Here is a 24,979-nt window from a genome sequence, read left to right on the forward strand (position 1 = left end):
AGCCCTCCTCAGCGAAAAGACCAGCTCTGCGCCTGCCGCATGGCCTCGTGGCACTCGCCCATCGTCACCTTGTTCTTCACCGCGTTCATCAGCACCGGCACCATGTTCTCGCCGGCTTTCCAGGCGCGGTCGATGTGCGCCATCGCGTCCGCCCACGCCTGCGGATCGCGGTCCGCCCGGTACTGCCGCAGGTACTCACCCCGGCGCGCGCCCCAGACGTCGGCCTGGATCTTGTGAGTTTTGATCGGGATTTCCTCATCCGGCGCAATGCGGAAGCGATTGACGCCGACCAGGTTGCGCCGCCCCGAGTCGATGTCGTCCTGGTTCCTGACGCGCTCGCGGTTGATCTGGCGCTCGAGCCACCCTTCCCGGATGCAGGCGATCATTCCGCCCCGCTCGTCGATTTCCGCGAGTTGCTTGCGGATCGCCGTCTCCATGTCGTTCGTCAGCGACTCGACGTAGAACGAGCCGCCGAGCGGGTCCACCGTCTTCGTGATTCCACTTTCATAGGCGATGACCTGCTGCGTGCGCAGCGCCATGCGCGACGACTCTTCGGTCGGCAGGCCGTGGGCCTCGTCGTATGAGCACAGATGGATCGACTGCGCGCCGCCGAACACTGCGGCCATCGCCTCGACCGTCGCGCGAATGACGTTCACCTGCGGCTGCTGACGGGTCAGCGTGTTGCCTGCCGACTGCACGGAGAAGCGCAGGCGCCAGCACTCGGGGTTCGTCGCGCCGAACTCCTCGCGCATGGTCCGCGCGTAGAGTCGGCGCATCGCGCGGAATTTCGCGATCTCCTCGAAGAAATCGATCGAGCACGAGAGGAAGAACGACGCCCTTCTCGGGAACAGGTCGATATCCAGCCCGCGTTCCCGGGCGCGCCGGAAAATATCGAAGGCATGGCCGAGGGTAAAGGCGCCGTCCTGGATCGCATTGACGCCGGTTTCCCTCAGGTTGTAGCCGTTGGTCACCATCCAGTTCAGGCGCGGCATGTTCTTCGAAATGAATTCGATGTTGTCGACGCACAGGCGCAGCGTGCCGTCGAGCGGAAAGAACTGTGTCACCGTCTGCAGCGGCCCGCCGCTCATCTGGTAGAAGGGATCGTTCTGCTGCGTGCCGATCACCTTGTCGAACGGCACGCCCTTGCGCTCGGCGACCGCGGCGAGCATCGCCAGCGTCACCGACGACACCGGCGGACGGATCGACAGCGCGTACGACACCGCGTCCGGGCCGAAGCCGTCGTAGAGCGTCTCCATGTCATCGAGCGTGCTGATCGGCACTCCCGTGACGCCGACCTCGCCGTCGCCGATCGGGTCGTCCGAATCGAAGCCGTACGACGTCGGCAGGTCGATCGTGATGACGAAGCCGTTGGCGCCCTGCCCGTGCAGGTACTTGATGCGCTCGTTGGTTTCCTGCGGCGACCCGAAACCGACCTGGAAGCGGCGCGTCCAGATGCGCTCGCGGTACATGCCGGGATACGGGCCGCGCGTGAAGGGGTATTCCCCCGGCACGCCGAGGTCCCGCTCGACGTCGAAATCCCCGGCATCGGCGGGCTCGTACAAGGGCTTGATCTCGATTCCGGCGCCGGTTTCAAACACCTGCTCCTCGTAATCGCGTGCCTTTCCGGACGGCTTTTGCAGCAGCGTGTCACTCATGCCTTCCCCTCCTTTCTCAAGCCCTCGGTTGCAGCGTGGTCGAGTTCCAGCGTCCTCGGATTGACGACGACGCCGTAGTTGTCCTCAGCGCTCTGCTGGGAAACGTAGCCATAGCAGACCTCGCGCGCGACGAGTTCAGCCGGCCGCCGGCGCGGATCCCCGTAGCCGCCGCCGCCGCCGGCAACTTGGTACCAGCGCGTCCCTTTCGGAATTCCGGATACGACTTCCTTGCTCCTGCACTTGTGCACGCTGCCGTCCGGATAGCGCAGCTCGCCGCGATTGAGGATGCCGGCGCCGCCACCGAGAATCCCCTGCGCCTCCGAGCCCGGATCGATGCCGTCGCCGAACGCGCTGATGAGGTTGCCGCCGTTGAGAAACTCCATCTCCATCTCGACGCCGAGCCCGCCGCGCCACTGGCCCGGCCCGGCCGAGTCGGGCATGTACTCGAAGCGGTGCAGGAACAGCGGTTCCTTCATCTCGAACATCTCGGGATCTTGGGCGAGCAGGCCGCCGCCGCACGCGATCAGGCCAATGTGGTCGTAGCCGTCGGCCCCCTGCGTGCCGCCGCCGCCGCCCTTGAGCCCGTTGAACAGGATGTCGACGAACGGCTGGCCGGTGCGGTCGTTCGTGCCGACCGCGGCGATCGCGAACAGCGGATTCCACGCCGCGGTGACACGCTCGGGCAACGCTTGCGACAGCGCGTCGAAGATCGCCGCGGAGATCTGGTCGGACAGGTGGTTACCGAACGTACTCGCCGCCGGGAAGCGCGGGTTGAGCATCGAGCCTTCCGGAATATGCGCGGTGAGCGGTCGCACCATTCCGGCGTTCTGCGGAATGTTCGGGTCCTTCAGGCACATCAGCAGCGTCAGGATCACCGACGTCATGCTCGAACCGAGCGGCGCGTTGACATAGCCGGGCGTCTGCGGCGCCGTCCCCGTGAAGTCGAAGTGGATGTCCTCGTCCTTGACCGTCACCGCGACCTTGATGTCCATCGTCGAACCGACGTTGAAGCCGTCGTAATGAACGATCGAGGCGCCGTGATACGTGCCGTCCGGAATCGCGCGGATCTCGGCGCGCATCTGCTGCTCGGTGGCGTTGTAGAGGTGTTGCAGGTGCGCATCGAAGCGTTCCCAGCCGTAGCGCTCGACGAGCTTCCCGAGCTCGCGTTCGCCGACCGCGCAGCCGCCGATCGCGGCCTGGATGTCTTCCTGGACGATCGGGAAGCGGATGTTGCCGAACACCAAATCCCACACGTCCTGGCGCTTGCGGCCTTTCTCGTACAACTTGACCGGGGTGATCCGCAGCGCTTCCTGCCAGATCTCCGTCGCGCCGGGGTTGTACGCGCCGGCGACCGCGCCGCCGACGTCGGCTTGGTGGCCGTTGATCGCGGAGAAGCCGATCAGCCGGTCGGCCGCGAAGATCGGCCGCACGATCTTGACGTCGGCCGCCTGGTTGCCGCCGGTGAAGGGATCGTTATGGATGATCACGTCGCCCGGGTACAGCTCGTCGCCGTAGTAGTCGACCATGTACTTGATACCGAGCGGCACCGCGAACGCCAGGATCGGGATATAGGCCGTCTGCTCCATCATCTGGCCGCGCGCGTCGTAAAGACCGGTGACGAAATCGCGTGCTTCGCTGAGGATCGGCGAGCGCGCGGTACGCAGCATCACCAGTCCCATCTCCTCGGTGATCGCCTTGAGCCGGCGCTGGATCACCGTCACAAGGATCGGATCGATCGCGTTCGTCATTCGAAAACCCTCCGCAAATAGGTATGCCCGATTTCCTTATGGAAGAGACAGAAGGTGCCCGCGCGGTCGACGACGAAGTCGTACTCGGGCGACACCAAGGTCGTCGTCGTGACCTGCTCGATCAGCGCCGGGCCGCTGCCGATGTTGCCGAACACCATCGCCTCGCCGTCATAGACGGGAATGTCGCGGAACGCCCGCTCGCCGGCGAGATACACCTGTCGCGTGCCCTTGCGGCAGCACTCCGCGCTCTCGTCGCCGCGCTCCATGAATTGCATCGCCGGCTTCGCCGTGATGCCGACGACCGTCACGCGCAGGTTGACGACCTCGATCTCAGTCGCGGTCCCGGCCAGCGAATAGCCGTAGAGACGGTCGTGCTCGCGATGGAGGGCGTCGCGCAGGTAGTCCATGCCATCGGCTTCGAAGCGGATGATGTCGAAGCTGCAGGTGATCTCGTTATGCTGGCCGAGGTAACGCATGTCCGCCGCGTAGTCGACGCGCACGCGGTCGCGGTCCTCGACTTTTTCGTCGTGCAGCACAGCCCGCCCTTCCCTTTCAAGCTCCCCGAGAAGCTGCGTCATCAGCCTCGCATCCGCCTTCGACGCCAGCGCGTGGTAGGTGCGCACGTAGCTGTGCTTGAAGTCGGATCGCAGCATCCCGCTCGCGCAGAAGATCGAGGACTCCTTCGGCACCAGGATCACCGGCAGATCGAGTTCGAGCGCGATCATCGCTCCGTGGATCGGCCCCGCTCCGCCGGCGACGACAAGCGGGAATTCACGTGGGTCGATGCCGCGGCTGACGGTGATTTCGCGCAATCCCGCCGCCATGTTGACGTTGACGAGGTGGTACATGCCCGCCGCCGCCTCCTCGACCGTGAGGCCGAGCGGCTTCGCGATATGCGTGTCGATCGCGGTCCGCGCCGCCTTGACGTCGAGCTTCATCCGGCCGCCGAGGAAATACTCGGGATCGAGATAGCCAAGCACGAGGCTCGCGTCGGTGCAGGTCGGCAGCGTGCCGCCGCGCCCGTAGCACGCCGGTCCCGGATCGGCGCCGGCGCTCTGGGGTCCCATCCGCAGCAGCCCGCCGTCGTCGATCCAGCCGATCGAGCCGCCGCCCGAGCCAATCGTGTGGATGTCGAGCATCGGCAGCGCAAGCCGCTGGCGGTTGATCCAGCCTTCGCTGCGCAAGAGCGGCACGCCGTCCTGCACAACCGCGGCGTCGAACGACGTGCCTCCCATGTCGACCGTCATGCAGCGGTCGTAGCCCTGGACACCGGCGAACGTGATGCCGGCCGTCGGGCCACTCGCCGGCCCGGACAGCAGTGTCATGACCGCACGCTCGTCGGTCGAAGCCGGCGTCGCGACGCCGCCGTTCGACTGCATGATCAGCAGGACGCCTTCGAAGCCGATCCCTTTCAGGTTCTCGAGCAGCGCGTCGAGGTAGCGCCGCAGGATCGGGCCGACGTAGCTGTTCAGCGCCGCGGTCGACACGCGCTCGTACATCCGCGCCTGCGGCAGCAATTCGGATGACGTCGTGAGGTACGCCCCCGGAAGCATCTCGGCGACCATCCGCTTCGCCGCCTGCTCGTGCGCCGGATTCGCATAGCTGTGCATGAAGCAGATGGCGACCGCGTCGACCTCCTGCCGCTTCAGTTCCTCGACCGCCGCGCGCAGCGACGACTCGTCGAGCGGCGTCACGACCTCCCCGGCGGCATTGATCCGCTCGTTGACCGGAAGGCGGCGGTCGCGCGGCACCAGCGGCGGCGGCGGCGTGAGCTTGTTGTTGTACAGCTCCTCGCGGTAGCCGCGCCGCATCTCGAGGATGTCGCGAAACCCCGCCGTCGTCAGCAGTCCGGTCTTGACGCCCCGGCCGGTGAGGACGGCGTTCGTCGTGACGGTCGTGCCATGCACGACCAGCTCGACCTTCGCGACGAATTCACCGAGGCTCAAGCCAAGCTTGTCGGCCATCTCCCGCAGGCCGTTGAGCACGCCGATCGACGGGTCCTTCGGTGTGCTCGATGTCTTGAACACGCTCGAATTGCCGTGCGAGTCGATGAGGAGGAAGTCGGTAAACGTGCCCCCGACGTCCACGCCGATTCGATAATTCATCCGGAACCCTCCTTTGGTTTTCGGGCGGCCCGCCTCCAGGCCGGTCCCGGTCAGCGGTCGCCGACCTGCAATACGACGGCCATCGCACTGTCGCCGGCCGCACAGCCGGTGAAGAGGCCGTAGCCACCGCCGCGCAGCACGAGTTCCTCGATCAGCTCGATCACGGATCGCGTCCCCATCGGCGCCTGCGGGTGGCCCCAGACCAGCGAGCAGCCCCAGTTGTTCATGTGCTCGAGATCCGCACCGGTTTCCCGTGCGAACACGATGTCGTTGAGGGCGAACGGGTTGTGAGTCTTGACCGCATCCATCTGCGCGATCGAGAGCCCGGCTTGGTCGAGCGCCCGTCGCGCGGCCGGAACGGACGCTTCCGGCATGTACGCAAGGGGCACACGCGCCTGGCCGAATCCGAGCAGGCGTACGACGATCGAGGGCTGCGACGAGAGTTCCCGCGCCCGGTCCGCGTTGGTGACGACGATCGCGGCATTGCCGTCGGCGGGATGGGTCTGGCAGCCGTAGGTGACGCTGCCATCTTCGAGCACCGGACGCAGACGTCCGAGCCCTTCGGGCGTCGAATGGTTGATGCCCTCGTCGCCGTCGAGCGTCGCCGCGTTCTTCCTCAAATCGGGCGTCGGCACCTCGAACGGCAACGTCATGAAGCGCCGCAGGAACGCGGAGTCGTCGACGAGCGCGTCCCGGTACTGCGCTTCGCGGCGCAAAACGAGTTCATGCTGCTGCGACATCGAAATACCGTGCTTTTTCGCGACGTTCTCGGCGGTCGCGAGCATCGAGTGGCCGCCGAGGGGATCGCACGCGAAGTTGTCGAGCACCCAGTTTTCGCTCGCGCCCGTACCACCCGGCGACCGTGGGTCGGGGTAATAGAGATGCGGACCGTTCGAGGTGCGGTCGCAGGTGACGGTCAGCACCGCGCCGGCGAGGCCCAGCTCGATTTCCTGCGCCGCGGCGAGCAAACAGCGCACGCCGGTCGCGCAGGCCTGCATCACCGTCGGGCCGGCCACCTGCCTCGCTCCGACAATCCCGGCGAGCCAAGGCAGGCCGTAAAACGCGTGGCGCTGCGGCACAGACATGCCGAGCACGCCGTAATCGAAGGTTTCCGCTGGAATGCTGCGCCGCATGAGCTCGCACTTCGTCACATGCGCAGCAAATTCGACGCTGTGCAGTGCGGCGAGGCTGCCCTGCCAGCGGGCAAAGGGCGTACTCCAGTACGCGCCGTAAGGTATCTCGGCCTTGAGTGCCATTGTCTCCTCCTTTTGTCGTCTCTCGCTGCCCCGCGCACCGCAGCGCGGAGGTGAGCTCGGACTTGTTGGTGCCAACTTTGATACCTGTTCGATTGAAAGTCAATCGATCATTTTAATTATTTTGATCGGTTTTTCATTAAACACGATCGAGGGTGGGATGGCATCGCGGCCGGTCATGCGGGCGCGCCGAGGACCGGGTGCGCGACGGAGGGGACGTTGACAACGCCGAACGGCAGCAGATACAGTGAAAATCGATTGAAATTACGTTCACAGCAAGCGAGCCATTTTGTCTACAGTCATCGCCACCACGCACGTCGAGGAAACGGAATTGGATCAGAGCTACTACAAGGGCTGGCATCTGGGGGGCACGCACCACGATGCGATGACCACAGAGTTTGAGTGGGCAATACTGCGTTTCGAGCAGGCGTTCCAGCGCTTCATGCTGCAGGTCGCGAGCATGTGCGGGCTCGGTGAGCTCAGTTCCGCGGAGCTCGTGCTTCTTCATGTCATTCGCATGCAGGAGGGCCCCAAGACGGCTGCCGTGCTCGCGCGCCAGCTCAACCTGGACGGGATCACGAACGTCCAGTACAGCCTGCGCAAGCTGCTCAACTTCGGCCTCGTCGACAAGATCAAGGGCGGAAACAGCAAGATCTGGACGTACGCCGTCACCGAACGGGCCGCAGCGATGCTCGACGACTACACGCGGATCCGCCGCGAAATGTTGACCGACCAGACGAAGAACATCGAGCACATCGACAAGAAGCTATACGAGACCGCGAAGCTGCTCAGCATGCTCACTGGCACCTACGACGAAGCGAGCCGAATCTCGGCGACTTATTGCCGCGTCACGCCTCCGGCGGACGGCGAGAAGGGCCGGACCTCGGCATGATCCGCCGCCGGGGCTGCGCGGCCCCGCGCTCCTGCAGCGAGTCATGCAGGAAACCGAATTCGACCGGTAGCGGACAAGAGACGGTCTGCGCCGGGGCAGTCGACCGCCTCACAAAAAACCAAGGAGCACCGCGCCATGTCCAGGACCTACTCGAATCCCCTGCTGTATCGTCCTGCCCGCCCGGCGCCGCGCCACGTCGCCGTCATAGGCGCCGGGACGATCGGCCCGGACATCGGCTATTACCTCAAGAGCGCCCTGCCGCATATCCGGCTCACGCTCGTCGACGTCGCGCAGCCCGCGCTCGACCGCGCGCTGCAGCGCTGCGACGACTACGCCCGCAAAGCGGTTGCGCGCGGCAAGATGAGCGAGGCCGAAGCCGCAGCGGTGAACGCCGGCATCGTCGGAACGCTCGACTATCACGCACTCGCCGACTGCGACTGGGTGATCGAGGCGGCGACCGAGAACCTGTCGCTTAAGCAACGTATTTTTGCTGACGTCGAGCGCATCGTCTCGCCGCACGCGGTCATCACGTCAAACACAAGTTCGCTGCCGGCGCAACGGATCTTCGCCGAGCTCGAGCGCCCGGACCGCGCGACGATCACGCACTTCTTCGCGCCGGCGTGGCGCAATCCGGCCGTCGAGGTGATCGCGTGGGAGAAGCTCGATCCCGACGTCCTCGCATATCTGAGGTGGATTTTCGCCGTCACCGGCAAGGTCCCGCTGCTGACATCCGACGTCGTCTGCTTCATGCTCGACCGCGTCTTCGACAATTGGTGCAACGAGGCGGCGCTGCTGCTCGACCGCGCGACCGCGGCCGAGGTCGACAGCGCGGTCGCAGCGTACGTCCACGCGGGTCCGTTCTTCGTGCTGAACCTCGCTCGCGGCAATCCGATCATCACCGAGACGAATACGCTACAGGCGGAGGAGGAAGGCGAGCACTACCGGCCGGCGCCGATCTTCCGCTCAGTCGACACCTGGCTCACAGTCGCACCGGGCAAGCAGGTGGAGATGGGTCCGGAGACTGCCGCGGCGACGCGGGATCGCCTGCTCGGCGTGCTGTTTTCGCAGTCCGTCGACATCCTCGATCGCGGCATCGGGAGCGCCGCCGATCTCGATCTCGGCTGCAAGCTCGCACTCGGCTTCAAGCACGGGCCGCTTGAACTGATGCGGGATCTCGGCGAGCCGAAATCGCACCGCATCTTCGAACGTTTCGCCGCCGAACGCCCCGGCATGCCGACGCCGGCGCGCCCGCTCGCCGACTACCAGCAGTTCTGGCGGCACCTGCTCGTCGACGATGTCGATGGCGTCAAAGTCATCACGCTGCGCCGCCCCGAGGCGCTCAACGCGCTGCACGACGAAATGACGGACGAAATCCTCGCGGTGATCCGTCTGTACGAGGCCGATCCGGCGGTGCGAGGTTTCGTCATCGTCGGTTACGGCACGAAAGCGTTCTGCGCCGGGGGCGACATCGGCCGCTTCCCGTCGATGCTCGGCGATCGCGAAGCCTCGGCACAATACGCGCGCGACTGCTCACGACTGCTGGTGCATCTGGACGCAATGGAAAAACCGGTTGTCGCCGCACTGAACGGCATCGCGATCGGTGGCGGCTTCGAGCTCGCGATGCGCTGCCACGGCATCGTCGCGCTTCGCCCGGCCTGGATGCAACTGCCCGAGATCACGCTCGGCATCGTGCCGGGTATAGGCGCGATGGTCGTACCGTATCGCCGCTGGCCGGACGCTGCCGCGGTGTTCCACGGCATGTTGCGCTGCGCCGACCGCCTTGAGGCGCCGCGCGCGTTCGAACTCGGGATTGTGGACCGGCTGGCCGAGGATTACCCCGCCTTGATCCGGGCGGCCGTGGAACGGGTCGACACGCTCGCGGGGCGACACACGGGCGTTCAGGACGGAAAAGTGCGGATCGCAGCGTTCGAACCGATCGAACCGAAAGCCGCGAACGGGCAACTGCTGAGCGCTGAGGTGATCGGAATCATCGAAACCGCGGTCGCGGAAGCGGCGGCGGCCGCGACCTTTTCCGAAGCGCTCGAAGTCGGCTACCGCGCGTGGGGGGATAGCGCCTGCACCGCGGCGGCGCGCGAAGGCATCACCGCATTCCAGCAGAGGCGCAAGCCGGACTTCACGAAGACGTCCTGAGCCGCACACTGCCGCCTTTTCGCCCAAGCCGAAATTCATCCTGGCGGTCGACGGCCGAATCCGCGTGTCCGCCGCCGTTCGGCATTCCCGCAGGTCGGCGCCCTCGCCTCCCGGTGAAACATGCAGCACCGGGACAGGCGCTGCGGCCATCGGATAGTCGTGCGCGACCCCGCTCCCTAGTCTGGGGCAACACGTGATAGGGCTGCGAAGCCATGCCACGTCCCGGCGACCCAGCAAGGAGTGGATGAAGATCATGAGCAGCACGCACAAGGTTTCGACTTACTGTTATCAGTGCGTCAACGGTCCCGACATGCTCACGGTCGAAGTGACCGACGGCATCGCGACGACCGTGGCCCCGAACTTCGCCGCGAAGGGCTATCACCCGGCCGACGGCAAGGTCTGCGTGAAGCCTTACGGCCTCGTGCAGAAGATCTACAACCCGAACCGGGTGCTGAAGCCGCTGAAGCGCACGAACCCGAAGAAGGGACGCAACGAAGATCCGGGCTGGGTCGAGATCGAGTGGGAGGAGGCGCTCAACACGATCGCGCAGAAGCTCAATGCGATCCGCGCGACGAGCCTCATCGACGAGCAGGGCTACCCCCGCGTTGCCTTCACGACTGGCGGCGCGGCGACGCCTTACTTCTACATGGGCACGTTCGCGTCCTTCCTCGCCGCGTGGGGGCCGGTCGACCAGAGCCTCGGCGCGGGCGGCACGGTCAAGTGCTACCACACCGAGCATGTCTACGGCGAGCTGTGGCATCGCGCCTTCACCGTCTGCCCGGACACGCCGCGTTGCGAATACATCGTCTCGTTCGGCAACAACATCGACGCCTCGGGCGGCGTCACGAGCGTGCGCCGCCACGCGGACGCCCGCGCGCGCGGCATCAAGCGCATCCAGATCGAACCGCATCTGTCGATCACCGGGGCATCAGCGAGTGAATGGATCCCGATCCGCCCGAAAACCGACCCGGCGTTTCTCTACGCGATGTTGCACGTGCTGCTGCACGAGCGCCCGCTCACCGATCTCGACGTGCCTTTCCTGAAGGCGCGCACCGGTTCGCCGTACCTTATCGGACCAAACGGCTTCTTCCTGCGCGACCCGGCGTCGAAGAAGCCGCTGATGTGGGACGCTGCCACCGGCCGCGCGCTGCCGTTCGACACCCCGGGCATCGATCCGGCGCTCGTCGGCAGCTTCACGGTCAGCGGCATGGAGGTCGGCGCCGACGGCAAGACGTGGGAGCACGACGCGATCGAAGCGACGACCGCGTTCGAGGTCACGCGCAGACTCGTCGCGGCGCACACGCCGGAATGGGCGGCGCCCGTCTGCGACGTCGCCGCGTACAGGATCCGCCGCGTCGCGAATGATTTCATCGCGCATGCGCGCATCGGCGAGACGATCGAGTTCGAGGGCCGAACGCTGCCGTTCCGCCCGGTCGCGGTGATGCTCGGCAAGGGCGTCAACAACGGCTGGGGCGCGTACGAATGCGTCTGGGCGCGCACGATGCTGATGGTGCTCGTCGGCGGCCTCGAAGTGCCCGGCGGGCTGCTCGGCAGCACGGTGCATATCTCCGGCATGGACTTCGACCGCATGGGCTCGGTCGCGCCGCACCCGGACGGCTTCCTCGACTACCCGTTCAACCCGACCGACAAGGAGCACTGGGCCGCGCAGCCGCAGGTGCGCCACGGCCACACGACGTTGATTCCGATCATCGGCGGCGGCCTCACCAGCCAGTTGATGGGCTCGACGGTGCTCTCCTGGATGCGCCTGCAGGGCCGCGCCGCCGACAGCTGGGGCCAGCCAAAGCCGCCCGACGTGTGGTTCGTCTATCGCTGCAACCCGAACATCTCGTTCTCCGAAACCGACCGGATTGGCGAGACGATGGCGACCTTCCCGTTCACGGTCGCGTTCTCCTATACGCAGGACGAGACGAACCATTTCGCCGACCTCGTGCTGCCCGAGGCGATCGACCTCGAAAGCACGCAGCTGATCCGCATCGGCGGCACGCACTACTTCGAGCAGTTCTGGGACACGCAAGGCTGGGTGCTGCGCCAGCCCGTCGTCCCCCCGCGCGGCGAGGCGAAGGACTTCACGTGGATCGCGACCGAGCTGGCAAAGCGCACCGGGCTGCTGGAAGCCTACAACGCGATGATCAACTTCGGCGCCGCCGGTCTGCCGCTGAAGACCGATGCGTACGACTTTTCGCTCGACGTCACGCGCGCGCACTCGGTGGACGAGACCTGGGACGCGATCTGCCGTGCCGCGAGCGCCGACGTCACCGGCGGCACCGCGAGCGACGGCCTCGCGTATTTCAAGGAGAAAGGCTTCCGCGTCAAGCCGTTCCCGAAGATCAACTGGTATCTGTACCCGCGCATGGAGGATCTCGGGCTGCGCTTCGAACTGCCCTACCAGGAACGGATACTCCGCATCGGCCAGGAGCTGTCCGCACGGCTGCACGAGCAGGGCGTCACGTGGTGGGACCGGCAACTGCACGAATACGAGCCGCTGCCCACATGGAAGGACCTCAACGAGCTGTGGGCGTCGGCGTACGAACGCGCTTACGGCATCAAGGCCAGCGACTACCCGTTCTGGCTGCTGACCGCGCGCAGCATGCAGTACGCGTGGGGCGGCAATGTCAGCCTGCAGATGATCCGCGAGGTCGCGGCGAACATCGCCGGTCACGACGGCATCATGATCAATGCGCAGGTCGCCGAGCAGCTCGGCATCGAGCAGGGCGACCGCATCGAGGTCACGTCGCCGATTGGCGTGACGAGCGGCCGCGCGCTGCTGCGTCAGGGCGTGCGTCCCGACACGATCGTCATGGTCGGCCAGTTCGGTCACTGGAAAACCCCGTACGCCAAGGACCTCGACATGCCGAGCTTGAACAACCTCGTGCCGATGAACATGGATTTGGTGGACGGAACCGGCTCGGCGGTCGACGCGGTGCTCGTCAATATCCGCAAAGTCGGGAGAAAATCCAAATGACCCGCTATGTAATGGTCGCCGATCTGAACCGCTGCGTCGGCTGCCAGACCTGCACCGCGTCGTGCAAGCACACGAACGCGACGCCGCCGGGCGTGCAGTGGCGCAAGGTTCTCGACGTCGAGATGGGCGAATACCCGAACGTGGAACGCCTGTTCATGCCGGTGGGGTGCCAGCACTGCTCCGATCCCCCGTGCATGGAGGTCTGTCCGAGCACCGCCACCGGCCAGCGCAAAGACGGCATCGTCACCATCGACTACGACCTCTGCATCGGTTGCTCGTACTGCGCGGTCGCCTGCCCGTACCAGGCGCGTTACAAGGTCGAGGAGGCCCGCTTCGCGTATTCGGACGGCCCGACCGAAAACGAGGCGCTTCGCTTCGACGAGCGCCGCATCGGTGTCGCGCAGAAATGCACGTTCTGCTCCGACCGCGTCGATGCCGGGCTCGAGCGCGGGCTGACCCCTGGCATCGATCCCGACGCGACACCCGCGTGCGCAAACGCCTGCATCGCGAACGCGCTGACCTTCGGCGATCTCGAGGACCGGGAGAGCAACGTGTCGAAGCTGCTGACCGAAAACACGTGGTTCCGGATGCACGAGCACTTGGGCACCGACCCCGGCTTCTACTACCTGTGGGAAGAGAAATGAAACCGACCAAGTTCTCCCGCTTCGGAACCTCGCATCAGGCGATCTGGGACTGGCGTGCCGCCGGCAACTTCATCTGCGGCGGCGCCGGTTCATCCCTGCTCGCGGTGAGCACCTTCGCGGCGTTCCCCGGCGTCGCCGATGGCCGCCTCCTGCTGCTCGCGGTGCTGCTGATCGGCGCCGGTCTGGCATTCGTCTGGACCGAGATCGGCCGCCCGTGGCGCGCGTTCAACGTGCTGTTCCATCCGCAAACGTCGTGGATGACGCGCGAAGCATACGTTGCCGCGCTGATCGTCGCGCTGCTCGCAGCCGGCGCCGCGACCGGGGTCGCGTTCCTGTCGCACATCGCCAGCCTCGCGGCCCTGCTGTTTCTCTACTGCCAGGGGCGCATCCTGAAGGCGGCGCGCGGCATTCCCACGTGGCGCGAGCCAGCGATCGTCCCGTTGATCGTTGCGACCGGGCTTGTCGAGGGTCTGTCGCTGCTCGTGCTGATCGTCACGATGCAGGGAGCAGCGGTTCCCGCGATGTTCGCCGCGTTGATATTGCTCGTCGCACTGCGCGCCGCCGCCTGGCTGCGCTACCGCAGCCGGATGAATGCATCCGACATGCCGCTGTCGACGCGCCGCGTGCTGCAGTCGTCGCACCTCGCCGTGCTGGGAGTCGGCACGGCTGTGCCGCTCGTCGCCGCCGCGCTCGCACTCGCGGTGCCGATGGCAGCACTGGCCGGCGCGCTTGCCGCGCTCGCAGCTGCAGTCGCGGGGTGGCATTTCAAACTGCTGCTGATCACACGTGCGGCGCAGGTACAGGGTTATGCGCTTGGCAACAAGCTGCGACGCGGCCATCCGTTCGCAGCAAGGTAGGCTGAAAATATGGCATCCGACGTAGAATTGCACGAGCGGAGGACACGGATGAACCGATGCCTCGCAGGAACCTGCCTTGCCCCCTTTGCGAAACGGCAAGGTGAAATTCGGGCTGCAAGCTCAGTTTTCCGCGTGCTTGAACGTCTGCACGCTCTCTTGTAGCTGATCCCCTTCAGCGCCGGCATCACGGCGTGGAACCCGAGTGAAACGCTGAATGCGGTGCTAAAGCGCGCCGACCCCTCGATCGCGGTGTATCCGTAGGGGGTGTGCGCCCGTCCCACGACGGATCAACTCGAAGTGTGGGCCGAGCGCGTGCTCGAGGCGCGCACGCTCGACGACGTCTTCGTGGAGAACTGAGTTCCGCCGGAAGGAGAACGCAAAGTGAGACACGTCACCAGCGTCAAGCGCGCGCAGGGTTTTCCGGTTCTACGGAAAGACGCAGCCCAACTGTCTTGAGGACGGCCACCAGCGTCTTGAGCGTTGGGTTGCCCTTGGGGGAGTCACCTTGCCCACGCGGTCGAGAACCCCAGCGTCCTGAGCATTGCGAACGTGTCGCAACAAGGGACACCCAACGACCGACAAACGTCAGGCACTTTCCTATTAGCCCGCTGCTTCGAAGGTTTAGAAACCTCGTTGGACACGATACAGCGACCTTCCGTTACCAGCCCATATGAAATCAGAAACGGATCGCGTCCAACCTGCTCGATTTCTGTGTCATCAAGGTCTGGTGCATAGGCATTCATGACCGATCTTAACGCGTCCGAATCTACCTCTTCCGCCAGGACCAGTGCACTCACAACATCCGGCCGATACAACCACTGGTTCAACAAATCCTTCTTCGCATCGTCGCCCCCACGAACCTCTTCGAAGGTTTCAAGAGGCATTGCGACGAGACCCCTGTCTGCGCAGTGGAGTAACCAGTCCCAGAACTCGGGAACCATGTCGACGGGGTAATACTTGTTGTGCGCTTCAATCAGGACGTTAGCATCAAGAAGATAGAGGCGACTCCCCATCATGCGCCGCCCAGTAGAGTGGTGACATTATGAGGGCGAACTCCCAACACTTTTCCAGCCTTGGTGGGCGTCAAGATTCCCTCAGAAAGATTGCGTCGCACCACATCAAGCAGAGCGTTGCCCATACGATGCCGCCGCACTACAAAGTAGTCTGGGCCGCTCGTCCCTTCCCCTGCGCGCCGCGCCGTGACCTTTTCATGCAACCACAATTCACGGAAACGTTGAGTAACGGTCTGCCATTTCACCTTGGATATAGCACCGGCTTGATAAAGCCGATAAGCAACCATTGCGCCACTGATCTTTCGGGTTCGGGAAAATTCGCCAATATCCAGCACTAGCCGTTCCGTGTCCCCATCTCGAATCGGGAATTCACCTAATTCATTAGCGGGCAAAAGAATACGGCTCGCAACGTCGTTGCAGAACCGCTCTACGCCCTGCTCGATTTCGCCGCCGCTTACGCCCGTCTTACCCAGCCATATGTGTACAAGTTCGTGAAGAACAGTGAAGCTCCAGGCAGGTTTCGCATCTTGATCGTTAATGACGATGAATGGCGCAATCTCGTCGGCTAGAGCGAATCCTCGGAAAACCTCTGGGCTCACGTTCGAATGATGGCTACCCAGGTTTCCGATCAGAAGCACAAAAATGCCCGTTTGCTCGATTTTGCCCCTAAGGTATCCAAACGCATCCTCAACACGTCGGTGACGCCGAAACTCAGCCAGATCGAAGCCAATTCCAGAACGGATCAGACCGCAAACCTCCTCAATACCTTGAGCTTGACGGACGCACCCGACAAATCGATGACGCGTTGCCTCATCAGCCTCTTCAAGCGTCGTCTTGATCAGCCGCTGGCGCACGTAGACGTCACGCACCAGCGCATCCAACTGTCCACGACTCTCCGCTAGGCGCTCCCCCGGCAATGATCGAAAGTCCTCCCCTCGCTCCCCTCGTTTTGGGGGCTCGGCAAGATAGAAGGCTAGCAACGGCCGCCGATATGCCTTGGCCATTTTCAGGAGCAACGGACGACTGGGCTCCGCAGTCCCATCCTCATAGCGACGTATCAAGTCCTCGCCCGAAGTGCGAACGCCCCCAATGCTGAGAGCACGAGCAGCCTCCTCCATAGACAAATTGGCAGTCTCGCGTGCCCAACGAAGGATTTCAGGATTTACGTGTGGCATCGTGGTCGGTCAGTGAAACTAAAGTAGAACATGGCGAATCGGCAGCATCTCGCAGCAATCTTACCGGTGTTAAAGCGCTCTAGGGCGGACCAGGCGCTGAGAAGTTGGACCTCACTCAAACCTTGGTTGCTCCCCATCACTTTCAGCGCCGACATCCCCGGATGGAGCCCGTGCGAAACCCTCGACGCCGTGCTCAAGCAGGCCGATGCTGCGATGTACGAGGCAACGCAGGCAACAACAAGGTCGTCGCCGTCGGACCTGGCACCGACGGCATCCCCGGAAATGAAGCCCATCAGGAGTGAGCGCCCAAACTGCGGAACGGCGGTCGTAGACGGCTCTGTCGACCATCCAGCCATCGCGTCCATTCCCGACCTAATTTCTGCATATTGAAAAAAAGTCGCGACTTTTATGCATTAGTCGATAAAATAGTCTTCATGAAGCGCTATCTCGACGAACAGGTTTCCAAAGATCTGCAAAGCAAGGCGGTCGTGCTTACCGGTCCCCGACAGGTGGGCAAAACGACCCTCGCGCGTCAGTTGATGCAGACCTTCCCGTCCGCTCAGTATCTGAACTGGGACGTCGCCGCTGACCGGGCCATCCTCCAGCGGCAAAGCTGGAGCCCACGTGCGCGCCTGCTGGTACTTGACGAAATCCACAAGATGCCCGACTGGAAGAACTGGCTGAAAGGCATCGTCGATGGCAAGCCGTCGGAACAAGCCCTCCTCGTCACCGGCAGCGCCCGCATGGAAACCTTCCGCCAGAGTGGAGAATCGCTCGCCGGCCGCTACTTCGCGCTGCGCCTGCACCCGATTTCGGTACGCGAGTGTTGCGAGATGTGCGGCGATTCCCCCGACGCGGCCCTCGACCGCCTGATCGCGCGCGGCGGTTTTCCGGAACCCTGCCTCGCGGACGATCCGGTGGATGCCAACCGCTGGCGACAGCAGTACTTCACCGACCTCATCCGCGAAGACGTGGTGGAGTTCTCCCGCATCCACGAAATCAACACCATGCGCCTCTTCGTCGAGCTGCTGCGCGAACGCGTCGCCTCACCGCTCTCGCTGGCGTCGATCGCGCGCGACCTGGCGGTCTCGCCTGGCACCCTCAAGCGTTACCTCGATATCCTCCAGGCCCTCTTCATCGTCTTCACCGTCCAGCCCTGGCACCACAATGTCGCCCGCGCCATTCTGCAAACGCCCAAGGCCTACTTCTTCGACACCGGCCTCGTCCGTGGCGACGACGGCGTGCGCTATGAGAACGCCGTCGCCACGATGCTGCGCAAGCACGTCGACTTCCTCCATGACACGCAGGGCATGAACGTCGGGCTGCATTACATTCGGACGAAGGACGGCGCCGAAGTCGACTTCGCCCTGTCGGAGGAGAATCGCCTGACCCAACTCATCGAATGCAAGCTCGCCGACACCACGCCCCATCGCGCGCTTGCCGGCTTCGCCGAGCGTTTTCCCGACGCCCGGGCGGTGCAACTGGTGCGCGAACTCAGGCAGGAGGAACTGCGCGGGCACATCGAGGTGGTCCGGGCTGCGCCCTGGCTGGCTGGACTGGCTGCCTGAACACTGCGGTGGTCCGCCTGCAGCACGAACTCATCCGCACATACTTCCCCGCCGGCGACAAGAAGATCCTGTTTTGCCATTAACATATCCGGCTCCCTCCCCCCGAGCCCTGCGATGGCCTTCCCCGCCGACGACTACGACAACCCGTGGAAAAGCGCCCTCGAACACGCATTTCCAGAATTCATCGCTTTCTACTTCCCCGACGCCCACCGCCGCATCGACTGGTCGCGCGGCCACGACTTTCTCGACCAGGAACTGCGCCAGGTCGTGCGCGACGCCGAACTCGGCCGCCGCCATGCCGACAAGCTCGTGCGCGTGCACGACCACGACGGCCGCGAGGACTGGGTCTATATCCACATCGAGATCCAGGGCCGCCGCGACAGCGGTTTTGAAAAGCGCATGTTCGTCTACAACTACCGTATCTTCGACCGCTACGACCGTCCCGTCGCGAGCCTCGCCGTGCTCGCCGACGACGATCCGCGCTGGCGCCCGGCGCGCTACGGCTTCGAACTCTTCGGCTGCCGCCACGCGCTCGACTTCCCCGTCGCCAAGCTCACCGATTTCGATTCCCGCGCCGACGCGCTCCTCGCCGACCCGAACCCGTTCGCCCTCGTCACCGCCGCCCACCTCCACACCGCCCGCACGCGCCACGACCCGCAAAACCGCTTCGAGGCCAAGCGCCGCCTCGTCCGGCTGCTCTACGAGCGCGACTGGAACAAGCGGCGCATCCTCGAATTCTTCGGCGTGCTCGACTGGATGATGCGCCTGCCCAAAGAGCTCGAAACCAAACTGTGGCACGATATCGAAACCATTGAAGGAGAACGCAAAGTGAAATACGTCACCAGCGTCGAACGCCTCGCCCTCGAACGCGGCAAGCGGCAAGGGCTGGAGGAAGGATTGGAGGAAGGGCTGATCAAAGGCGAGCGGGGGGCGCTCGAACGTCTCCTCACTCGCCGCTTCGGGCCGCTGCCGCCGGCCGTTGCGGAGCGTCTCGAGAAGGCAACGGGCGAGCAGCTCGAACTGTGGCTGGACCGACTGCTCGACGCGCGCACGCTCGACGATTTGTTCGTCGGGAATTGACAACGAGAGCACGCGAGCTCCCGTCGTTCGCGGCCTGCGCGCGAGCAGCACGACATTCCCGACCATCGAAGGACAACCCCATGGCGAAGTACATCACCAGCATTGAGCGCATCGGGCGCGTCGAAGGCAAGCGGGAAGCGATCCAGTATCTCCTTACTCGCCGCTTCGGGCCGCTGCCGCCGGCTGCTGCGGAGCGTGTCGCGCAGGCGAAGCGCGAGCAACTCGAACTCTGGCTGGATCGGTTGTTCGATGCGCGCACGCTCGATGATTTGTTGGACCCGGATTCGCTGGATTACGGAGAAATGAGGTACACCACCAGCGTCGAGCGCCTCTCCTTCAATCGGGTGCTGCAAGAAGGATTTCAGGAAGAACTTCTGAAATCGCATCGGGAGGGATTTCGGAAAGGGTTCCTGGACGGGTTTCACCAGGGCCGGACCGAAGGCACCCGCAGCGTCCTCAGCCGCCTGCTCACTCGCGGTTTCGGGCCGCTCCCGACGGAGGTCGCTGAACGTCTGGGAAATGCCCCGGTCGAGCAACTCGAATGGTGGGCGGAGCAGATCGACAACGCCCGCAAGCTCGACGACGTGTTCGTCGGAAGGTGAAGCGCCGCCTTCGAAGCCGGGGGGGATACTCCGGCTTCCGCCGCCTGCGAAATGTTGATGTTCAACGACTTCGCTTCGGCCAGCAGCGATTCGCCGAGCGTCACGTTCGTGCCCTGGCGCGCCGATCCCTTCGTTGTCGGAACGCCAGCGTCGCAAGGTTTTCAGGCCGACCTTCCATCGGCCGGCAACCTGCTTCCGGTCATCACGGGGTAGCGCATCTTCTTCTCCAAGACTGATGACCCCATGACAACGCTGCTCGCCGCAGAAGCCAAGCCTTACGGCGTGACGCCAGCGGCGAACCGCTGCAAGCGCTCCCCCTCGGCCCGGGCCTCGGCCAGCAACTGGTTCCAGTCATCCGGCGGATGGCCGCTTTCCAGCATCTTGCGAAACACCCGGTAGGCGTCGTCGCTGCTCTCATAGGCGCGCTTGGTATCCTCGTCGTTGACCCACGCGAACACGATCACCTTGCCGGGCGCGTGGTACCGGAAGAAGAGCCGGTACTGCTGGAAGAATTTCGCCCGGAACCAGTGCTTGTGATCGTCGCCAAGGGTGCCGCCTTGGCGGTATTCAGGACGGGCCGGGTCTTGCGGGACGACGTCGAAAGCGAGCTTGGTGATCGCCGCAAGGCGCTTGCTGGCGTTCTTCTTGTTGTACCCGGTCGGATCTTTCTGTTTCAAGGCCTCGACCTGATGCGCCAGCGCTTCAATCTGTGCGAGGAATAGCGGGTGGGCAAAGATCGTCCAGCCGTGAATGACCAGGGGCGCGTGCTTGCCCGTGCTCATTCATCGTCTGCTGACAGGGCAGCATCAAGATCGACCTCGATGCCACCGACCAGCGACTGGAGCCGTTGGACAAGGCCCGCATCCACCGCCTGCAGGCGCTCGGGATGGCTGGCAATGTCGCGGGCCAGAAAGCCCAGGAACTGCCCGAGCACCGGGTCGTCACCTTCGTGGCTTGCAGCGCGGGTCAGCACCACCTCGCCACTGGGGCGGATGCTGTAGTGAATCTTGTCGCGCTTGCCCAGCCGCAGGGCGCGACGCACGGTTTCCGGCACCGTGGTTTGATAACGGTCGGTCAACGTGGATTCGACGTCGAGGGTGGCAGGCATGGCGCTCTCCGGTCAAAGGATGGATGCCTTGCATGGTAATGCAACCACCTTGTCTGGTCAATGCATATGCATTGTCTGCGGTTGCTGCCATCCTGTTCGGAGTTTCGGAGGGCGACTGGCTACCAGGGGGCGTATCGAACGCTGACCACCAGGTCCGACCGATGTCCGCCGAACCTCCGCCCTCAACCTCTTCGTCATGTCTGCCCTCCATGCAACTGTTTGTGTCGGGAACAGGGAACATGACGTCGCTGAGAATGGGAAGTCAAATTGATTATGGAAGCGTGCTCGGAACCCGGTGCCCTTGCGCGCCGATCCCTTCGTTGCGATCGTTCTCATGGCAATTCTCTGATGAGAGATGTACGAATGTTGGCTTACATGTGCATGAATCGCACCAGCAGCGCGTTACATCGTGGCGACGCTTTCTGTCTATTGGTTTAACATAATCGCCTTTCATCGCGAAAGCCCCCATGGCCCTCCCCGCCGACGACTACGACAGCCCGTGGAAAAGCGCCGTCGAACACGCTTTTCCCGAATTCATCGCTTTCTACTTTCCCGACGCCGGCCGCCGCATTGACTGGTCGCGCGGGCACGACTTTCTCGACCAGGAACTGCGCCAGGTCGTGCGCGACGCCGAACTCGGCCGCCGCCATGTCGACAAGCTCGTGCGCGTGCACGACCAGGACGGCCGCGAGGACTGGGTCTATATCCACATCGAGATCCAGGGCCGCCGCGACAGCGGTTTTGAAAAGCGCATGTTCGTCTACAACTACCGCATCTTCGACCGCTACGACCGCCCCGTCGCGAGCCTCGCCGTGCTCGCCGACGACGATCCGCGCTGGCGCCCGGCGCGCTACGGCTTCGAGCTCTTCGGCTGCCGCCACGCGCTCGACTTCCCCGTCGCCAAGCTCACCGATTTCGATTCCCGCGCCGACGCGCTCCTCGCCGACCCGAACCCTTTCGCCCTCGTCACCGCCGCCCACCTCCACACCGCCCGCACGCGCCACGACCCGCAAAACCGCTTCGAGGCCAAGCGCCGCTTGGTCCGGCTGCTCTACGAGCGCGACTGGAACAAGCAGCGCATCCTCGAATTCTTCGGCGTGCTCGACTGGATGATGCGCCTACCCAAAGAGCTCGAAACCAAACTGTGGCACGATATCGAAACCATTGAAGGAGAACGCAAAGTGAAATACGTCACCAGCGTCGAACGCCTCGCCCTCGAACGCGGCAAGCGGGAAGGGCTAGAGGAAGGTCGTGAGGAAGGTCGTGAGGAAGGTCGTGAGAAAGGCCGCGCCGAAGGCGGAAGCGCGCTGCTCGGCCGCCTGCTCGCACGCCGCTTCGGGCCGCTGCCGAAACCCGTCACCGAGCGCCTTGCCCGTGCCACGACGGATCAGCTCGAAGTATGGGCCGAGCGCGTGCTCGATGCGCGCACGCTTGAGGACGTCTTCGTGGAGAACTGATTCCCGCGGGAAGGAGAACGCAAAGTGAAATACGTCACCAGCGTCGAACGCCTCGCCCTCGAACGCGGCAAGCGGGAAGGGCTGGAGGAAGGATTGGAGGAAGGGCTGATCAAAGGCGAGCGGGGGGCGCTCGAACGTCTCCTTACTCGCCGCTTCGGGCCGCTGCCGCCGGCCGTTGCGGAGCGTCTCGAGAAGGCAACGGGCGAGCAGCTCGAACTGTGGCTGGATCGACTGCTCGACGCGCGCACGCTCGACGATTTGTTCGTCGGGAATTGACAGCGAGATCACGCGAGCTCACGTCGTTCGCGGCCTGCTCGGAAGCAGCGCTACATTCCCGGCTATCGAAGGACCCCATGGCGAAGTACATCACCAGCATTGAGCGCATCGGGCGCGTCGAAGGCAAGCGGGAAGCGATCCAGTATCTCCTTACTCGCCGCTTCGGGCCGCTCCCGCCGGCTGCTGCGGAGCGTGTCGCGCAGGCGAAGCGCGAGCAACTCGAACTCTGGCTGGATCGGTTGTTCGATGCGCGCACGCTCGATGATTTGTTGGACCCGGATTCGCTGGATTACGGAGAAGTGGGGTACACCACCAGCGTCGAGCGCCTCCCCTTCAATCGGGTGCTGCAAGAAGGATTTCAGGAAGAACTTCTGAAGTCGCATCGGGAGGGATTTCGGAAAGGGTTCCTGGACGGGTTTCACCAGGGCCGGACCGAAGGCACCCGCAGCGTCCTCAGCCGCCTGCTCACTCGCGGTTTCGGGCCGATCCCGACGGAGGTCGCTGAACGTCTGGGAAATGCCCCGGTCGAGCAACTCGAATGGTGGGCCGAGCAGATCGACAACGCCCGCAAGCTCGACGACGTGTTCGTCGGAAGGTGAAGCGCCGCCTTCGAAGCCGCGCTCTTCCGCAGCGGCCGGTTCTTCCTTTGCGCCCTTTGCTTCTGACCGCGTCGCGGCTCGATCCCACGGCGAGCGTTCCCCGTGAATCCGCGGCAGTTCCTGCGGGTTTCGGCGATAACCCCCGCCCCCTCCCTCAAGCTGTTCGTCGGGAACTGGGCCGATTCGTTCGCCCCGCCTCGGGCCTGAGAGACGCGCCTAGACCTTCTTGGCTCGGGTTGCCCGCTGCCGCTCCTGCATGACCAGTACGACTCCGGGGGAAACTCGCGCCTTCCGGCCCTGGAACCGTCTGGCCTCTTCAGGGAACACCCAGGCGAGTGCATCGTATTCGACTTGCTTTTGGACGTCGTTCAGCCAGGAATCCAGAGCCTCATCGACTGTATCGACTTCCTTCAGCGGCATTCTCGGCATAACAAAGCACGCCGCCACGCGCTTGTCACCTTCGCTGCGATGGAGTTGCCCCGCATCGCGCCAGGCCTCGGTGAATTGCGCGTCGAGCCTGTTCAAATTTTGGGAAACACGCTTACCCATGTTCTGCCGCGTCTGTTTGGCCTCGAACGCGAACGACATGCCTTCTTCGTCCTTGTTCAGGAGATACAGATCACAGCGTCCGTTCCTGGGCTGGCCCTGAACACAGCGCTTGCTCGTGGAGTATTCCTCCAGCGCCAGCCATCCTTTGGTTCTCCACGCCGCGCCCGCCAGCACGCCAACGTTTGCGCGTTCCGTATAGGACCAACACGCATCCTCCTCGAATGCGTTCGTATATTCCTCCACCGTCTTGATCCAGTTCCGAAGCACCGGCTCCAGCGGTCGCAGGCCGCTTCCGTCCCGAAAACGAATTCCCCAACTCAAACCTCCGGCCATTCTTCACCCTCCGTGTAACTTATTGTGACGAGAGAATATGACCCGGGCGAGACAGCGAAGTCAAATTGGCTATGTGAAGCGGAGGAGGAAGCGCACCAAGGGCGGCCATCCCGGTATTTCGTGTGAGCAGCATCGCCACGGCGCAGCAACGAGAGTTCGCTCGCCTCCAACGCGGCCACGCACGCCTTCTCCAGCCAAGCAGGGCTTCGGTGGGGCGATCCAGGGTGTAGTAGTGCTTCGGCGAGCACGGCGAGCAGCGTGACCTTCTCGCCGAAACGGGCAATCTCATCCTGGGCTTGCACAGCCAGGTCAACAAGTCCCGATTCAGCTAAGGTGTGTTAGCCAAGTCCGGCCGGGTTGCCCAAGTAACGGAAATGCGTGCTTCCAGCAAATCCGCGTCCTCCCCGTCCAGCCCAGCCGAGCGCCCGGTTAACATCACCTGTAGCGCGTCATCCGCCCGGCCCACAGCGAGCAGGGCGTCGGCAAAACTCAGCCAGCATTGCCGGTTCTGCGGCTGCGCCTCCAGCGCCGCTTGGAACCAGGGCAAGGCGGCCAGCGGATTGCTGCACTGCATCTGCACACATCCCAAATTATGCAAGGCATCGGGATGGGCAGGCTCCGCCTGCACAATCGCCAGGTACAGGCGCTCGGCATCGATCAGGCGCCCTTCCTGGTGCGCGGCCACCGCTTGCTGCAAGGCCTGGCGGGTTGTCAGGCTGGCAACAGGCGCGGAGGTACCTGTTTCGAGTGTCACGGAAGGCATGGGCACTCCATACGATGATTCGAAAGGCTGGATGATACCGGGAACGCGACCGCCCACCGAGACATCACGATCGCAATCAGCTCGCATGAAGTCCACGAGAAATGCCTAAAGATTCTCGTGCCGTCGTCGTAAATGGAGCCAAGAGCACAGCAATTGCTCGGCGCCCGC

21 protein-coding genes are annotated in these 24,979 nt (G+C 64.0%); 11 read left to right on the forward strand and 10 right to left on the reverse strand.

All coding sequences use genetic code 11. From position 1 onward, the window contains the following. Positions 1 to 8: 8 nt before the first annotated feature. Genes GO606_RS19605 through GO606_RS19620 form a run of 4 tightly spaced genes read right to left on the reverse strand, consistent with a single transcriptional unit; the run spans position 9 to position 6,764 of the window. Positions 9 to 1,655 (reverse strand): acyl-CoA mutase large subunit family protein, encoded by a 1,647-nt coding sequence (locus tag GO606_RS19605; RefSeq protein ID WP_169116736.1) that lies wholly within the window; start codon positions 1,653 to 1,655, stop codon positions 9 to 11. Beyond that, positions 1,652 to 3,403: a hydantoinase B/oxoprolinase family protein gene (locus tag GO606_RS19610; protein ID WP_169116735.1), complete on the reverse strand. Its 1,752-nt coding sequence runs from the start codon at positions 3,401 to 3,403 to the stop codon at positions 1,652 to 1,654. Before GO606_RS19610 ends, GO606_RS19605 begins: the two co-directional genes overlap by 4 nt. Further along, complete coding sequence (locus GO606_RS19615; RefSeq protein WP_169116734.1) at positions 3,400 to 5,508, reverse strand: hydantoinase/oxoprolinase family protein; 2,109 nt, start codon at positions 5,506 to 5,508, stop codon at positions 3,400 to 3,402. Before GO606_RS19615 ends, GO606_RS19610 begins: the two co-directional genes overlap by 4 nt. A gap of 50 nt (positions 5,509 to 5,558) precedes the next feature. After that, on the reverse strand, positions 5,559 to 6,764 hold the full coding sequence (locus tag GO606_RS19620; protein ID WP_169116733.1) for a thiolase family protein: 1,206 nt from the start codon (positions 6,762 to 6,764) through the stop codon (positions 5,559 to 5,561). A gap of 328 nt (positions 6,765 to 7,092) precedes the next feature. On the opposite strand from GO606_RS19620, the gene GO606_RS19625 reads away from it, so the two are divergent. The 5 genes from GO606_RS19625 to GO606_RS19645 all read left to right on the forward strand — a co-directional run bounded on the left by GO606_RS19625 (position 7,093) and on the right by GO606_RS19645 (position 14,288). Then, entirely contained in the window at positions 7,093 to 7,653 is a 561-nt protein-coding gene (locus GO606_RS19625; protein WP_169116732.1) for a winged helix DNA-binding protein, read from the forward strand. Positions 7,654 to 7,788: 135 nt separating this feature from the next. Next, positions 7,789 to 9,804: a 3-hydroxyacyl-CoA dehydrogenase/enoyl-CoA hydratase family protein gene (locus GO606_RS19630; protein WP_169116731.1), complete on the forward strand. Its 2,016-nt coding sequence runs from the start codon at positions 7,789 to 7,791 to the stop codon at positions 9,802 to 9,804. 244 nt (positions 9,805 to 10,048) lie between these two features. After that, positions 10,049 to 12,787 carry a molybdopterin-dependent oxidoreductase gene (locus tag GO606_RS19635; RefSeq protein WP_169116730.1) on the forward strand — a complete coding sequence of 913 codons (2,739 nt, stop codon included), beginning with the start codon at positions 10,049 to 10,051 and terminating at the stop codon, positions 12,785 to 12,787. Next, positions 12,784 to 13,431: a 4Fe-4S dicluster domain-containing protein gene (locus tag GO606_RS19640; RefSeq protein WP_169116729.1), complete on the forward strand. Its 648-nt coding sequence runs from the start codon at positions 12,784 to 12,786 to the stop codon at positions 13,429 to 13,431. Before GO606_RS19635 ends, GO606_RS19640 begins: the two co-directional genes overlap by 4 nt. After that, the gene (locus tag GO606_RS19645; protein WP_169116728.1) at positions 13,428 to 14,288 is read left to right on the forward strand and encodes a dimethyl sulfoxide reductase anchor subunit; all 861 of its coding nucleotides are present in this window, start codon (positions 13,428 to 13,430) and stop codon (positions 14,286 to 14,288) included. The genes GO606_RS19640 and GO606_RS19645 overlap by 4 nt, the downstream gene beginning before the upstream one ends. Positions 14,289 to 14,788: 500 nt before the next feature. Here the strand turns inward: GO606_RS19645 and GO606_RS19650 are convergent, their stop codons facing one another. Together GO606_RS19650 and GO606_RS19655 are read right to left on the reverse strand one after the other, a co-directional pair. Further along, entirely contained in the window at positions 14,789 to 15,304 is a 516-nt protein-coding gene (locus GO606_RS19650; RefSeq protein ID WP_343316348.1) for a DUF4411 family protein, read from the reverse strand. After that, on the reverse strand, positions 15,301 to 16,182 hold the full coding sequence (locus GO606_RS19655; RefSeq protein ID WP_246979766.1) for an ImmA/IrrE family metallo-endopeptidase: 882 nt from the start codon (positions 16,180 to 16,182) through the stop codon (positions 15,301 to 15,303). Before GO606_RS19655 ends, GO606_RS19650 begins: the two co-directional genes overlap by 4 nt. Before the next feature lie 728 nt (positions 16,183 to 16,910). Here GO606_RS19655 and GO606_RS19660 point away from each other — a divergent pair. The 3 genes from GO606_RS19660 (at position 16,911) to GO606_RS19670 (ending at position 19,726) form a co-directional block, all read left to right on the forward strand. Next, a complete protein-coding gene (locus GO606_RS19660; RefSeq protein ID WP_169116825.1) occupies positions 16,911 to 18,044 on the forward strand; it encodes an ATP-binding protein in 1,134 nt (377 codons plus the stop codon). Positions 18,045 to 18,158: 114 nt separating this feature from the next. Beyond that, complete coding sequence (locus tag GO606_RS19665; RefSeq protein ID WP_169116725.1) at positions 18,159 to 19,124, forward strand: DUF4351 domain-containing protein; 966 nt, start codon at positions 18,159 to 18,161, stop codon at positions 19,122 to 19,124. A gap of 80 nt (positions 19,125 to 19,204) precedes the next feature. After that, positions 19,205 to 19,726, forward strand: coding sequence for a DUF4351 domain-containing protein (locus GO606_RS19670; protein WP_169116724.1), 522 nt, complete (start codon positions 19,205 to 19,207; stop codon positions 19,724 to 19,726). A 275-nt stretch (positions 19,727 to 20,001) separates the two neighbouring features. Here the strand turns inward: GO606_RS19670 and GO606_RS19680 are convergent, their stop codons facing one another. Next, complete coding sequence (locus GO606_RS19680) at positions 20,002 to 20,508, reverse strand: type II toxin-antitoxin system YhaV family toxin (protein WP_169116723.1); 507 nt, start codon at positions 20,506 to 20,508, stop codon at positions 20,002 to 20,004. After that, positions 20,505 to 20,834 carry a type II toxin-antitoxin system PrlF family antitoxin gene (locus GO606_RS19685; RefSeq protein WP_169116722.1) on the reverse strand — a complete coding sequence of 110 codons (330 nt, stop codon included), beginning with the start codon at positions 20,832 to 20,834 and terminating at the stop codon, positions 20,505 to 20,507. Before GO606_RS19685 ends, GO606_RS19680 begins: the two co-directional genes overlap by 4 nt. 467 nt (positions 20,835 to 21,301) lie before the next feature. Here GO606_RS19685 and GO606_RS19690 point away from each other — a divergent pair, with 467 nt between their 5' ends. The 3 genes from GO606_RS19690 (at position 21,302) to GO606_RS19700 (ending at position 23,166) form a co-directional block, all read left to right on the forward strand. Then, a complete protein-coding gene (locus GO606_RS19690; RefSeq protein ID WP_169116721.1) occupies positions 21,302 to 22,291 on the forward strand; it encodes a DUF4351 domain-containing protein in 990 nt (329 codons plus the stop codon). Between the two features lie 24 nt (positions 22,292 to 22,315). Next, on the forward strand, positions 22,316 to 22,567 hold the full coding sequence (locus GO606_RS19695; RefSeq protein ID WP_169116720.1) for a DUF4351 domain-containing protein: 252 nt from the start codon (positions 22,316 to 22,318) through the stop codon (positions 22,565 to 22,567). 77 nt (positions 22,568 to 22,644) lie between these two features. Continuing rightward, complete coding sequence (locus GO606_RS19700; protein WP_169116719.1) at positions 22,645 to 23,166, forward strand: DUF4351 domain-containing protein; 522 nt, start codon at positions 22,645 to 22,647, stop codon at positions 23,164 to 23,166. Positions 23,167 to 23,382: 216 nt separating this feature from the next. On the opposite strand, the gene GO606_RS19705 is transcribed toward GO606_RS19700, so the two are convergent. Together GO606_RS19705 and GO606_RS19710 are read right to left on the reverse strand one after the other, a co-directional pair. Then, the gene (locus tag GO606_RS19705; RefSeq protein ID WP_169116718.1) at positions 23,383 to 24,048 is read right to left on the reverse strand and encodes a hypothetical protein; all 666 of its coding nucleotides are present in this window, start codon (positions 24,046 to 24,048) and stop codon (positions 23,383 to 23,385) included. 328 nt (positions 24,049 to 24,376) lie between these two features. Beyond that, the gene (locus tag GO606_RS19710; RefSeq protein WP_169116717.1) at positions 24,377 to 24,811 is read right to left on the reverse strand and encodes a tetratricopeptide repeat protein; all 435 of its coding nucleotides are present in this window, start codon (positions 24,809 to 24,811) and stop codon (positions 24,377 to 24,379) included. Positions 24,812 to 24,979: the final 168 nt, after the last annotated feature.

This window comes from Aromatoleum anaerobium, from assembly GCF_012910705.2.
GTDB classification, from domain to species: Bacteria; Pseudomonadota; Gammaproteobacteria; order Burkholderiales; family Rhodocyclaceae; genus Aromatoleum; species Aromatoleum anaerobium.

Excerpts from the sequence above, each read along its gene's own strand:
- GO606_RS19610 (WP_169116735.1), bottom strand. The coding sequence starts at position 3,403 with ATGACGAACGCGATCGATCCGATCCTTGTGACGGTGATCCAGCGCCGG.
- GO606_RS19630 (WP_169116731.1), top strand. The coding sequence starts at position 7,789 with ATGTCCAGGACCTACTCGAATCCCCTGCTGTATCGTCCTGCCCGCCCG.
- GO606_RS19690 (WP_169116721.1), top strand. The coding sequence starts at position 21,302 with ATGGCCCTCCCCGCCGACGACTACGACAGCCCGTGGAAAAGCGCCGTC.
- GO606_RS19650 (WP_343316348.1), bottom strand. The coding sequence starts at position 15,304 with ATGATGGGGAGTCGCCTCTATCTTCTTGATGCTAACGTCCTGATTGAA.
- GO606_RS19615 (WP_169116734.1), bottom strand. The coding sequence starts at position 5,508 with ATGAATTATCGAATCGGCGTGGACGTCGGGGGCACGTTTACCGACTTC.
- GO606_RS19620 (WP_169116733.1), bottom strand. The coding sequence starts at position 6,764 with ATGGCACTCAAGGCCGAGATACCTTACGGCGCGTACTGGAGTACGCCC.
- GO606_RS19680 (WP_169116723.1), bottom strand. The coding sequence starts at position 20,508 with ATGAGCACGGGCAAGCACGCGCCCCTGGTCATTCACGGCTGGACGATC.
- GO606_RS19660 (WP_169116825.1), top strand. The coding sequence starts at position 16,911 with ATGAAGCGCTATCTCGACGAACAGGTTTCCAAAGATCTGCAAAGCAAG.
- GO606_RS19605 (WP_169116736.1), bottom strand. The coding sequence starts at position 1,655 with ATGAGTGACACGCTGCTGCAAAAGCCGTCCGGAAAGGCACGCGATTAC.
- GO606_RS19665 (WP_169116725.1), top strand. The coding sequence starts at position 18,159 with ATGGCCTTCCCCGCCGACGACTACGACAACCCGTGGAAAAGCGCCCTC.
- GO606_RS19700 (WP_169116719.1), top strand. The coding sequence starts at position 22,645 with ATGGCGAAGTACATCACCAGCATTGAGCGCATCGGGCGCGTCGAAGGC.
- GO606_RS19645 (WP_169116728.1), top strand. The coding sequence starts at position 13,428 with ATGAAACCGACCAAGTTCTCCCGCTTCGGAACCTCGCATCAGGCGATC.
- GO606_RS19635 (WP_169116730.1), top strand. The coding sequence starts at position 10,049 with ATGAAGATCATGAGCAGCACGCACAAGGTTTCGACTTACTGTTATCAG.
- GO606_RS19640 (WP_169116729.1), top strand. The coding sequence starts at position 12,784 with ATGACCCGCTATGTAATGGTCGCCGATCTGAACCGCTGCGTCGGCTGC.
- GO606_RS19670 (WP_169116724.1), top strand. The coding sequence starts at position 19,205 with ATGGCGAAGTACATCACCAGCATTGAGCGCATCGGGCGCGTCGAAGGC.
- GO606_RS19685 (WP_169116722.1), bottom strand. The coding sequence starts at position 20,834 with ATGCCTGCCACCCTCGACGTCGAATCCACGTTGACCGACCGTTATCAA.
- GO606_RS19705 (WP_169116718.1), bottom strand. The coding sequence starts at position 24,048 with ATGGCCGGAGGTTTGAGTTGGGGAATTCGTTTTCGGGACGGAAGCGGC.
- GO606_RS19710 (WP_169116717.1), bottom strand. The coding sequence starts at position 24,811 with ATGCCTTCCGTGACACTCGAAACAGGTACCTCCGCGCCTGTTGCCAGC.